Source organism: Nocardia sp. NPDC051832 (genome assembly GCF_040681285.1).
Lineage (GTDB): Bacteria > Actinomycetota > Actinomycetes > Mycobacteriales > Mycobacteriaceae > Nocardia.
In genome coordinates this window covers 211,663-223,761 of the sequence record NZ_JBFAYL010000005.1, presented here as the reverse complement: position 1 = coordinate 223,761, position 12,099 = coordinate 211,663, and the positions used below count along the sequence as shown (strand labels likewise).

The following is a 12,099-nucleotide window of genomic DNA, read 5'->3' as shown; positions in this document are numbered from 1 at the left end:
CCCACTCCGCGTCGGCCGCGGCTTCGTCATCCCACTCCGCGTCGGGCGCGGCCTTCTCATTCGACACCGGATCAGCCGCAACCTTCCCTTCCCACTGCGGCCCGAGCGCGGCGATGCGGCGGGCCGCGTCGACGGCGAGGTCGAAGCCGCCGTCGGGGTCGTGCAACAGCTGCTGGGTTGCTTTCGCGTGGGCGCTGACTTCTGGGTCGGCGTTCGCTATCGCGGGCTGGAGGATCGGCTCGATCAGGTCGCCGAGTGTGACGAGGGCGCGGCTCAGACTCAGCCGGGTCTCGCGGTCGCCGCGGCCGAACTGAGTAGCCAGGTCGGTGGCCAGCGTGGCTTTCGCGGTCTCGGGGGCGAGGATGACGGCCGCGCGCCAGGCGCTACGTGCGACCTCGTCGTCGGGGTCGTGCAACAGCGTGCGGGTGATCGCGGGCCAGGCGGCGCGGTCACCGATCTTGGACAGTGTGTGCAACGCCTGGCTGCGGGCTTGCGCGCGCTGCGACAGTAGCTCGACCCGCAGTTTCGGCACCGTGAGGTCCGCGGGCAGCCGGGTCAGCGCCCAGGTGAGCATGTCGCGCACGAAGAAGTCCGGCTCGATCGCGCACCGCGCTATGAGCGCGTCGGCGAATGCGGGGTCGGGATGCGTCCCGGCCGCCAAGGCCGCTTTCAGCCGTGTCGACGACTCCGCCGCGGCCAGCGCGCCGAGCAGTCGTGTGTTGTTCGCAGTCCTGTGTGTCGAGTTCATGGGGAACCACCTCCGACGCCCAGTGAAGACCTTGCCACAGTGACAAGGTCAAGTTCACCAGCGCAACGTCGGGGTTGACCCCTGACCAGTGGCCGATTACAGCGCGAACCCGAAGGCTGTGCGGCGCAGCACGGCGTCCGCCGAGTCGAGCGTCGCGTCCTGCGCGAGAATGTCCTCGTATAAGCGCAGCAAGGAGCGGCCGGGTCCGACACCGAGCTCCTCGTCCAGGTGCCGCCTGGTCCGATGGAACAGCCGCAGCGCCTCGGACTGCCGGCCGCCGCGATAGAGCGCGAGCATGAGCAACTCGCACAATCCTTCCCGGGTCGGGGACGCCGCCATCAGCCGTTGCAACTCCGCGGCGGCCGAGCGATCATCGCCGAGCAGCAGCCGCGCGCACACCAGGTCCTCCCAGGCGAGCAGCCGCCGCTCCTCCAGGAACGCCGCCGCGCCCCGGCACCGTTCGCCGCTGTGCGTATTGAGCAGCGCGGGACCGCGCCACAACCGCAGCGCTTGCTGGAGCAACTCGAGGGCGCGTCCGGGGTCGTCGGGCAGCAGACCGGAGCCGCGGGCGGAGAGATCGAGAAATAGATTCCCATCCACCAACTCACGCGCTATATCAAGGATGTAGCCGTTGTAGACCGCGCGTAAGGCTATCGATTGACCGATTCCGCCGGTACAGCGATCCAGGGTCCGCCGGATTCGGGTCGCATTGGCTTGCAACGCGTTTCTTGAATCCTTCAGGATTTCTCGTGGCCACAGTTCTGCCACCAGTTCGTCGTAGTAGACAGTGCGCCCGGCGTCCAATGCGAGAGTGGCGAGCAGAGCGCGCAGTTTGCTCGATCGGAGCTCGGTGCGCACACCTTTGGCAACTACGGACACGGAGCCGAGTAGATCAATACGGACAGCACTCCGATGTGCCTCGTCGTTGATCGGTTCAGGAGTCTTGTTGACAGCCATTACCCATCCTGAGTTTTGTGCGAGGGCACCCCTCTTCGGGCCGAACGAAAGCCGCTGCGATACAACCAGTTTCGAAACCAATGTTGGTCAGACTATCATGACCGTCCGGTAAGAACAGTTGAATTCCGTTGGAACTCCAGCGGTTCCAAATCGATAGCCGTTTCGCTATGCGAACGGGTTTCCCGGACAACGGGCATTCGTCCTGCTAGCGCGGCTGCGGCCCGGCCCGATTCCCGCCGCGCCCGATGCTGTAGCACCCGTTCGAGCTGTGCATTGTGCATAACCCCTGGTCGGCGCCCCGGATCGGGCCGGCGCCGTTCGCAAGAATGCGTTCGTCGGCGCCGCGAATTCCGGTCAGCGTTGTTGTCAGCGGATCGGTCAGCGCGGTAGGCCATTGTGTTGAGTCGTGACGGCGTCGGATTTCTTGCTCGAGCACATTGCCGGAGCTTGGTTGAACGGAGATGGCGAGGGTTTGCGCGCCGATACACCGTTACTGGAGCTCAACATTATTTCCTCGGCCGAAGTCTTCGACCTGGTCCATTCGATCCAGGCCGAATTCGATATCGCAATTCCGTTGCCCGAGATCAGGCCGGAGAATTTTCGATCCGTCAATACGATAGCGGATCTCATAGAGCGTTATCGAAAGAAATAGAGGGGCCTGGAGATGACCGATCTGACACAACGCCGTTCACCCGATGGCCGGACCGATCGCGCCGTGTCCGAGGTGGTCATCTCGACGGCGATGCGATACACCCAATATCGCCGCGACCAGCTCGATCTCGATGCCGAGCTGGAGGGTGACCTGGGCATCGATTCGGTGGTGCTGATCTCCATCATCGACGACGCCGTGAAGGAGTTGGCGCTGCCCAACGGCCTGTCCGCGACGATCTCCGCGCCCAGTCTGCGGGAGCTCATCACCGAGCTGGAGACGCACACCGGCTCGCCCGGCGAACACCCCGAACCGCCGCCCGCGGCCACCGAAGATTCCGAACTCGCTGTCGGCGAATTGGATTCGTCCGGGCCGCCGGGTACGACGGCGTGGGACGGCCGGTCGATGCGCGATTTCATGGACAGCCGGGCGGCTGATTTATACGCGGACGCCAGGGAATTCGCGACGCATCGCCGCGACCGCGAGACCGAGCACCTGTATTGGTATGGCATGCCGCTGCATTCGCGGTGTACCAATCGGGCGGTTATCCGTGATGAGCTCACCGGGCGGACGCGCGAATACCTGATGTTCGCCTCGAACAATTACCTGGGCCTGGCCAACCACCCGGATGTCATCGACGCGATCTGCGACGCGACGCGCTCCTACGGGGCCACCAACACCGGCTGCCGCATCATCGGCGGCACCAATCAGCTACACCTCGAACTCGAGCGCCGACTGGCCGCGTTCAAGGGCCGGCCGGCCTGCCTCGTCTATCCGGGTGGCTATGCCGCCAACCTCGGCTGCATCTCCGCGCTGACCGGCGCCCGCGACGCGGTCGTCGTCGACAAGCTCAACCACATGAGCATCGTGGACGGCGCCAAGCTGTCGGGTGCGGTGCGAAAGATCTACCGGCACAACGACATGGCGGATCTGGCGCGCGTGCTCGAGCGCAGCGCCGACCAAGTCCGCGGGATGCTGATCGTCACCGACGGCGTGTTCAGCATGCACGGCGATATCTGCGACCTGCCGGAGATCGTGCGCCTGGCCCGCATGCACGGCGCACGGGTGCTCGTCGATGACGCGCACGCGACCGGCGTGCTCGGCGTGCGCGGCTCGGGCACCGCCGAACACTTCGGGCTCAAGGGCGAGGTCGATCTGGAACTGGGCACGATGAGCAAAACCCTCGCGGGCATGGGCGGTTTCGTGGTCGGTGACGAGGAGGTGATCGACTACCTGCGCTTCTACTCCAACTCCTATGTCTTCGCCGCGACCATCCCGGCCGGGGTCGCCGCGGGCCTGATCGCGGCGATCGACGTGATGGAACGCGAGCCGGAGCGAATCACCGCGCTCTGGAACAATATTCGGCACCTGCGCCGGCTGCTGACCGAGGCCGGGTTCGATCTCGAGCACAGCGAGAGCGCCATCGTGCCCCTCGTGATCGGCGACGAACAGCGCGCATTGCAGATGGGGCGCGCGGTCCGGGCGCGCGGTCTGTTCTGCCAGACCGTCGTCTTCCCCGGGGTGCCGCTCGGCGATGCCCGGCTGCGGATCAGCGTGACCTCCGAACACACGCCGGAGGACCTGGAGTTGGCCGCGCGGATCTTCGTCGAAGCCGGGGCCGAGACGGGGGTGCCGGCCGCCCGGGAAGCGCTACGGCGATGAACGCGCGGCCGCACGGCGTGGTGCGCCTGCCCGCCGTCGAGTCGGTCGAGCAGGCCTTCCGGCCCGCCCTGGTCGGCCCCAGGAGCGTCACCTACGGCGAGCTCGTCAAGACCGTGGGCAGGGTGGCGGCGGGGCTGCGCGGGCTCGGGGCGACGGTGGGAGATCGGGTCGTCATCTGGATGGACAAGGGGCCCGAGTACGCGCACGCGATTCTCGCGGCGCTGCACGCCGGTTGCGCGTACGTGCCGCTCGACGGTGGCCACCCCGCGCAGCGCGTCCGGACGATCATCGAGGACACCGAGCCGATCGTGGTGTTCACCGACGCGCGGCATCTGCCGCTGCTCACCGATGCCGCCCTGCCGCATTCCGTGAAAGCTGTTGTGGCCGTGTCCGACAGCGCACCACGGCCCGCGCTCACCTGGACCGAATTCCTCGGTATCGCCGACCGTTCCGAGCGCACGCCGGGGCCCGTCGAGCTGACCCCCGACGACCTCGCCGCGATTCTGTACACCTCCGGCTCCACCGGAACGCCGAAGGGCGTGCAGATCTCGCATCGCAACCTCGCGGCGTTCATCGACTGGGCGCGCGGCGAACTGGACCTCGGGGCCGACGACGTCTTCGCCAATCACGCCTCCTTCAACTTCGATCTGAGCACCTTCGACCTGTTCGTCGCGCTGTCGGCCGGCGCGGCGGTGTGGATCGTCGAGGACGAGCAGGCGCGCGACGCCGCCGCGCTGGCGGCGGGCATCCGCGACTACGGCGTCACCGTCTGGTATTCGGTGCCCTCGATTCTGGCGCTGCTGACCGGGTGCGGCGCGCTCACCGCCGAGGTCGCGCGCGGCCTGCGGTATGTGCTGTTCGCGGGCGAGGTCTATCCGAAACCACGGCTCAAGGAACTCCTGGTCGTCCTCGAGGACGCGACCCGGGTCTACAACCTCTACGGGCCGACCGAGACCAACGTCTGCACGTATCACCGCCTCACCCCGGCGGATCAGGAATCGGACGACCCCCTGCCCATCGGCCTGCCGGTGGACTCCGCGACAGCGCTCATCGTCGACGCGGACGGGCAAACTCTCACCGGGCCGGAGGCGTTCGGGGAGCTGGTGATCGAAGGCGATTGCGTCACCCCGGGGTATTGGCGGCGCGAAGCGGAACCGGCCGCGGCACACCACCGGCGGCGGCGTCATCCCACCGGCGACCTGGTCGGCTGGGTGCACGGCCGGCTGGTCTATCACGGCCGCAAGGACCGCATGGTGAAGGCCTCCGGGTACCGGATCGAACTCGGCGAGATCGAGTCGGTGGCGCTGCGGCATCCGGCACTCGAGGAGGCGGCGGTCCTCGTCACCGGCGAGGGCCCGGACGCCAAACTCACCCTCTTCTACACGGTGCGCGCCGGCGCGGACGCGCCCGCGCTACTCGATCTCAAACGGCACTGCGCCCAGTTCCTGCCGCGCTACATGGTGCCGCGCAACGCCACTCGCGTACCGGCGCTGCCCCGCAATACCAACGGCAAGATCGACTATCGAAGTCTGGCAGGAAGGAACCGGCCGTGAAACTCACGACCCTGACCAAAGTGGCCACCGACAGCAGGCTTCCGCTGCTGTTATCCCTCGCCAGGAGCTTCGTCACCCCCTTGTATCGCGCGGCCTTTCTCACCGGTGCGCTGAGCAGTGGTGTGCTCCAGCGGCTCTCGGGCTCCGGCGCGGACGCCGAGACGCTCGCCGACGCACTCGGCGTCACCGACGACCGGCGGCTGCTGCGCGCCTGGCTGGATGTCGGGGTGCGGCTCGGCGAGCTCACGGTCGACACCGGCACCTATCGGCTGAAGAGCCGCACCGCCAAAGCCCTTGCCCTGCCGCGCAACGACACCGTGGCCGCGGCCCTCGAGGAGGTCGTGCGTTTCCATCTGCCGGTGCTGCTCAACGGTCCCGCGATGCTCCAGCACGGGCAGCGGCTGACCATGGCGGACCAGGACGGCGCCATCATCGCCCGCTCCAGCCAGGTCGTGCAGCCGTTCGTCGAAGAGGCCATCGAACGGGCGGTGGATCCGGCCGCGCCGCTGCGGCTGCTGGAAATCGGCTGTGGCAGCGGTGATTACGTTCGCTACGCCGCCACGGTGAACCCGCGGCTCACCGCGCTGGCGGTCGATTACCAGGCCGAGGTCGCTCAGGAAGCGGCCGCCAACATCGCCGGGTGGGGCCTGTCCGACCGAGTCGAGGTCCGGCACGCGGATGTGCGCGAACTCGACGTGGAACCGCAGTTCGACCTCATCACCATGCACAACAACATCTACTACTTCCCGGTCGAGGAACGAACCAAGCTGCTCGAACAGGCCCGATCCCTGCTCGCCCCCGGCGGACGGCTACTGCTCACCACCTCGTGCCGGGGCGGCAACCTCAGCATGGAGGTGCTGAGCCTGTGGTTCGAATTCGCCGATTTCGGCGGATCCCTGCCCGAGGCCACCGAACTCGCGGACCAGATGCGCAGCGCGGGATTCGGCGAGGTCGAGGTACGCCGCCTGATCCCGGGCGAGCAGTTCTGCGCCTTCGTCGCCGGCAACTCCCGGGAGCGCACAGCATGAAGAAACCCACCGCCGACAAGCTGATCACCGTCCTCGGGGCGGCCGACCCGCGCCCCCAGGAATCGCTGGGCGGCAAGGGCGCTCGGCTCGACGAACTCCTGCGCGCCGGGCTGCCGGTGCCGCCCGCCTTCTGCCTCACCACCGAACTGTTCCAGCGATTCCTGGCCGAGGTCGGCGTCGACGTCGAGTACGAGCCCGCGAAGGTGCGCGAAACGATCCTGGCCGCCGAGGTTCCCGCGGATATCGCCGCCGCCGTCACCGCCGCCTACGCGCAGCTCGGGCGACCGCGGGTGGCGGTGCGCTCCTCGGCCAGCAAGGAGGACTCCGCCGCGTATTCGTTTGCCGGACAGCATGATACGGTGCTCGACATCGCCGGGGACGCGGCCGTGCTGGAGGCCGTGAAGACCTGCTGGGCCTCGCTGTGGTCCGACCGGGCCGTCGCCTACCGGGACTCCGCGGGCGCCGGCACCATCGCCGTGGTGGTGCAGCAGATGATCGACGCCGACGCGGCGGGCGTGCTGTTCACCCGTGACCCGATCAGCGGGCGCACCGACCGGTTCGTGGTCGACGCCTGCTGGGGTCTGGGTGAGGGGCTGGTCTCGGGGCGGGTCACCTCGGATTCGTTCCTCGTCGACCCCGCCGGTCCCGAAGTGGTCGAGCAGAACGTCCGGTACAAGGTGATCCGGTGCGCACCGGTCGGGTCCGGCGCGGTCGAGCTGGTGAAGGTCGACGAAGCCTTCCGCAATGTCCCCTGCCTGACCGAGAAGCAGCTCTTCGAACTCGCCGCGCTAGCCGAACGGATCCGCGAACACTATGGCGCGGAACAGGATATCGAGTGGGCGGTGCGGGATCGGGTGCTCTATCTGCTCCAGGCCCGCCCGATCACCACCGGCGCACCGCAGACGGCGCGGCTCAGCCCGTACAACGACACGCAGCCCACGCCGATCGAGCACGGCACGTTCTGGACGCGCATGGACATCGGCGAGATCTTCACCGGCGTGATGACGCCGCTCGGGCTGTCGTTCGCGAAGTACTACCAGGACAATGTGCACGGTGACTGCATCGCCGGAACCGGCCTGCGTGACCGCGGCGAGATGCCGCTGCACATGGGCTACTTCCAGGGCTACGTCTATCTCAACGTCTCCTACACCGCGCACATCCTGAGCCAGAGCCTGGCCACCCGGGACCAGCGGCCGTTCGATCTGCGTTTCGCCAGCGAGGAGATCGACCTGGCCGACTACCGCAATCCGTATGGCGCCTACCCGCTCGGGGCGGCGTGGCTGCGGTCCACGCTGTTCTGGTTCCGGACCGCCGCACGCGAATTCCGGGACGCCAAGCCGCGGGCCCAGCGGATGACCGAGTCGCGGCACTACGAATACGATCGCGCGCACCGGATCGACCTGCGCAAGCTCGGCCGGCGCGAGCTGCACGACGAAATGCGCCGCCGCCTGGCGTATTTCCACGATATGAACGTCGGCTACATGCCGTACTTCCTGAACGCCTTCGGCTTCTACGGTGTGCTGGAGACGATGTGCGGGGCCTGGCTCGGCGCGGCCGGGCAGGGCGTGCAGAACCACTTCAAGACTCGGATGTCGAATCTGCGGACGCTCGAGGCGGCGCGCGAGGTCTGGGAGCTGGCCCAGGTCGCGCGGACACAGCCCGCGGCGCTCGAGATCATCCGGACCGGATCGGCAGCCGACGTCGCCACGCGGCTTCGCAATGACGCAGCGGGGCGAGCGTTCTGGACGGCGCACATGGAGCCGTTCCTGCGCGAGAACGGCACTCGCGCACACCAGGAGATGGAACTGACGCACCCGCGCTGGATCGACGACCCGGCGTACGTGTTCCAGATGATCCGGCGCTACACCGAGGAAGGGTTCTCGATCGGCAATGTGCTGGGCACAGAGGACGATTCGCGCGCGGCCGAGGCGATGCGAGCCGTCGAGCGGTTGCCCGCGGCCAAGCGCCGGGCCGTGCGGACCGCGCTGTCGCTGTATGAGACGTGCAGCTCGCTGCGGGAGACCGCGCGACTGGCGATGATCACCTCGATCTGGCTGGTCCGCGAGGTCGTCTACGAGGTGGGGCGGCGGCTCATCGAGGCGGGGCTGCTGCGGTCCGCCGACGAAGTCGCCTACCTGGATTTCGCGGACGTCCTGCGCTATCTGGCGGGCGGCGACCCGCACGAAATCGTCTCTCGCGCAAAGCTGGAGGAGGCGCGGCGCACCTTCCAGAACTACGCCCGGCTGCCCGCACCGCCGCTCAGCATCATCGGTGAATGGGACGTCACGAAATCGGTCCGGCCGCTGCCGGAGGGTGCGCGGCTGCCGGGCCTGGGCACCAGTCCGGGGCAGGCGGTCGGGCGGGCCCGGATCGTCGAAGATCTGGCCTGGCAGGCCGACGAGTTCCAGCTCGGCGAGATCCTGGTGACCCAGTACACCGATTCGTCGTGGACTCCCCTGTTCGCCATCGCGGGCGCGATCGTCACCGATATCGGCTCGATGCTCTCGCACAGTTCGATCGTGTCGCGGGAGTTCCGCGTGCCCGCCGTCGTCAACACCAAACACGCCACCCGCGTGATCAAGACCGGCGATCTGCTCATGGTGGACGGTGACCGTGGGGTGGTCGAGGTGATCGACGGATGAGCGAACCTGTCGCCATCGTCGGCATGGCGTGCCTGTATCCGCGGGCCCGCGGTGTGGCAGCGTTCTGGAACTTGCTGAACGCACCGGATCCGCCCTGCGGTGCGGCGGATCTGGACGACGTCGAGGTCGACTTGGCGCAGTTCGGCATTCCGCCGGTCCAGCGCCGCTCGATGACACGCATGCAGATGCTCATGCTGGAGGCGGCACGACAGTGCCTGGCCGACGCCGGATTCCCCGAGCGGCCGCTGACCACCGAGCGGACCGACGTCATCGCAGGCACCTGCTTCGGCCTGGATCGCCAGTACGCCAACGCACTTCGCGTCGCGGGAGCCGGTTACGGACGCGAAGTCGAACGTGCCGCCGCGCTCGATCAGGACGAGGACGTCCGCGCCGCGGCCCCACGCCTGCGCCGGGAACTGCGGGCCGGACTGGTAGGCCGGTTGGGGGCCGCACCCCACGACCGGGTGGGCGAAATGGCCAGCACCATCCCTGCCCGCATCGCCGCGGCCTTCCGCCTGCTCGGACATACGATCACCCTGGAATCCGCAGACGCCACCTCCTTCGTCGCGCTCGAGCACGCGATGCACAGCCTGCGCAACGGCGCGGCCGACGCCGTCCTGGTGGTAACTGGGCAACGCCGGGAAGGAGATTTCGCCGCCGACGCCCTCGCCGCCAAGGGCTTGACCACGAATTCACCCCTGTCCGAAGGCGTCTCAGCCCTCCTCCTCAAACGCCGAGAGACAGCGCGGCGCGACGGGGACCGCATCTACGCCTCCATCCTCGAAGGCGCGCTAGGCCACGAGCCCCGACCCGGCGTCTTTCGCTACTCGACCACCGCCGAGGAACGCTTCCGCATCGCCAAGGAATGCCACGACGCCGCCGCGGTCCACCCCGCCGCCGTGCGCTACATAGAAAGCGTCGGCCCAGGAATCCCCGCGGTCACCGAAGCCGAAATCCGCGCCCTCACCCGCCTGTTCAATCACACCACCCCCCGATCAATCGCCCTGAACAGCACCCGCGACCGCCTCGGCCACACCTACGCCAACGCGGGCCTCACCGGCATAACCGCAGCAGCCCTAGCCCTCCACGACGCCACCCTCCCACCCCGCCTCACCCCACCCCCAGACCTCTCCGACACCCCCTTCGCCTCCCTCGGAAGCCCCGAACCCTGGCCCCCGGAAACAGAACTCGACGCCCGATACGCAGCGCTTTACGGCTCCGCCCTCGGCGGCACCTACGGCTACTTTCTTTTAGAGAGCGAAAACACCACCTCCGGGTCTGACACCGGCCGCCGCAGCAGACTGAGCGACTGGAAGCCCATTGCCGCACCGGATCGCGAACGTCACCACGGGAACCCCGCTGCCACCGCCGAGGTCGGATACCGAACTCCAGCTGCCGCCCCCAGGCGGCGCCACCCGGGCGCTACCGCAGGGGCCATCGCCGAACGCCGCACCACCCACGGATCCAACGACGGCCGCCGCCGCACAGAGCCCATTGCGATCGTTGGTTTCGGTGGGGCGTTTGCGGGTGGGACGGAGGCGGCGGGACTGTGGCAGACGATCAAGTCCGGTCGGAGTGGGCTGGGGCGGTTGCCGGAGAGTGTGCTGGACCGGGAGCTGTACTTCGCGCCTGGTGAGATGACCTTGACGCATAGTTACTGCCAGGTGGGCGGAGTGGTGGGGGTGCCGCAGCGGCCGCCGGCGGGGGTTCGCATCACGCCGCATCGGTATCGGGCAATGGATGCGGCCCAGCGGCTTGCGCTTTCGGTGGCTGATGAAGTGTTGGCCGGGTATGGCGGGCGCGCGACGCTGGGGGCCGGGCCGGGCGTGGTAGTGGTCGGAAGCACGCTCAGTTTGACGAGTGAACGGCTGCGGAATGCCGAGCGGTCCGGGGCGGTGTTGGAGGACGCGCTGGCCGCGACCGAGGCTTGGCGTGCGCTGCCGGAGGGTGGGCGGGCGCGGGTGCTGGAGCGGGTGCGGCGGGTGAACAGACCGTTGTCGCCGGTGGATTTGGATGGCTGTCTGGCGAGTGGGGTGGCCGCACTGGTCGCCAATGAATATCAGCTGTCCGCGATTCCGATGGCTGTCGAGGCGGCGTGTGCGTCCACACTTGCCGCGATCGACGTGGCGATCAACGCGTTGCGGCGGGGCAGCGCTGATTTCGCGATCGCCGGTGGGGTCGAGTTCGCCTGCAATCCTAGGGATCTCGTGCTCTGCTCGGCGCTGGGATTGTTGTCGCACACCAGGATCACCCCGTTCGATGTCGAGGCCGACGGTTTCAGTCCGGGTGATGGCTGCGCGCTGTTCCTGCTCAAACGCCTGTCCGACGCACGGCGCGACGGTGACGAGATCGTGGGGCTGATTCGTGGCATCGGCGGCTCCAACGATGCGAAATCGCTGATCGCGCCGGATGTGGCCGGTCAGGTGCGCGCTATGCGGCGGGCCTTCGACGCGGTCGATTTCGAGCCCGCAGCAGTGGACTACTTGGAGGCGCACGGCACCGGGACCCGTGTCGGCGACCGCGTCGAAATCACCGCGGCGGCACAGGTTTACGGGGAATCCGAGCGCACACGTCCACTGGTGATCGGATCGGTGAAGGCGGTCGTCGGACACACCTTCGCGGCCGCGGGCGGCGCGGGATTACTGGAAGCGCTACAAGCCATGCGCGCCAAGACCTTTCCACCCAACGCGAGCCTGCGCACCCCGAACCCGGACTTGGCGCTCGCCGACATCCCGGCGGTGCTGCCGCGGACGGCGGAACCGTGGCCCGCCACTCCCGGACGACCGCGGCGAGCGGGCATCAGCTCGTTCGGCACCGGCGGGATCAACTACCACCTGTTGCTCGAGGAATACCGGTAGGA

General features: G+C 68.0%; 7 protein-coding genes and 1 pseudogene. 6 read left to right on the top strand and 2 right to left on the bottom strand.

Going from position 1 to position 12,099, the window contains the following annotated elements:
• Positions 1 to 97: 97 nt before the first annotated feature.
• Positions 98 to 748: pseudogene (locus AB0M14_RS30620) on the bottom strand (HEAT repeat domain-containing protein); the annotation flags it as partial.
• A 96-nt stretch (positions 749 to 844) separates the two neighbouring features.
• Positions 845 to 1,705: an AfsR/SARP family transcriptional regulator gene (locus AB0M14_RS30615; protein WP_365001062.1), complete on the bottom strand. Its 861-nt coding sequence runs from the start codon at positions 1,703 to 1,705 to the stop codon at positions 845 to 847.
• Positions 1,706 to 2,111: 406 nt separating this feature from the next.
• Here AB0M14_RS30615 and AB0M14_RS30610 point away from each other — a divergent pair, with 406 nt between their 5' ends.
• The 6 genes from AB0M14_RS30610 to AB0M14_RS30585 are packed head-to-tail and all read left to right on the top strand — an operon-like array spanning position 2,112 to position 12,097.
• A complete protein-coding gene (locus tag AB0M14_RS30610) occupies positions 2,112 to 2,357 on the top strand; it encodes an acyl carrier protein (protein ID WP_365001059.1) in 246 nt (81 codons plus the stop codon).
• A gap of 12 nt (positions 2,358 to 2,369) precedes the next feature.
• Positions 2,370 to 4,016 (top strand): aminotransferase class I/II-fold pyridoxal phosphate-dependent enzyme, encoded by a 1,647-nt coding sequence (locus AB0M14_RS30605; RefSeq protein ID WP_365001055.1) that lies wholly within the window; start codon positions 2,370 to 2,372, stop codon positions 4,014 to 4,016.
• Positions 4,013 to 5,569, top strand: a complete 1,557-nt coding sequence (locus AB0M14_RS30600; protein WP_365001053.1) for an amino acid adenylation domain-containing protein — start codon at positions 4,013 to 4,015, stop codon at positions 5,567 to 5,569. The genes AB0M14_RS30605 and AB0M14_RS30600 overlap by 4 nt, the downstream gene beginning before the upstream one ends.
• Entirely contained in the window at positions 5,566 to 6,597 is a 1,032-nt protein-coding gene (locus AB0M14_RS30595; protein WP_365001051.1) for a class I SAM-dependent methyltransferase, read from the top strand. The genes AB0M14_RS30600 and AB0M14_RS30595 overlap by 4 nt, the downstream gene beginning before the upstream one ends.
• Positions 6,594 to 9,239: a PEP/pyruvate-binding domain-containing protein gene (locus AB0M14_RS30590; RefSeq protein WP_365001048.1), complete on the top strand. Its 2,646-nt coding sequence runs from the start codon at positions 6,594 to 6,596 to the stop codon at positions 9,237 to 9,239. Before AB0M14_RS30595 ends, AB0M14_RS30590 begins: the two co-directional genes overlap by 4 nt.
• On the top strand, positions 9,236 to 12,097 hold the full coding sequence (locus AB0M14_RS30585; RefSeq protein WP_365001045.1) for a polyketide synthase: 2,862 nt from the start codon (positions 9,236 to 9,238) through the stop codon (positions 12,095 to 12,097). Before AB0M14_RS30590 ends, AB0M14_RS30585 begins: the two co-directional genes overlap by 4 nt.
• The last annotated feature ends 2 nt before the right edge of the window (positions 12,098 to 12,099 follow it).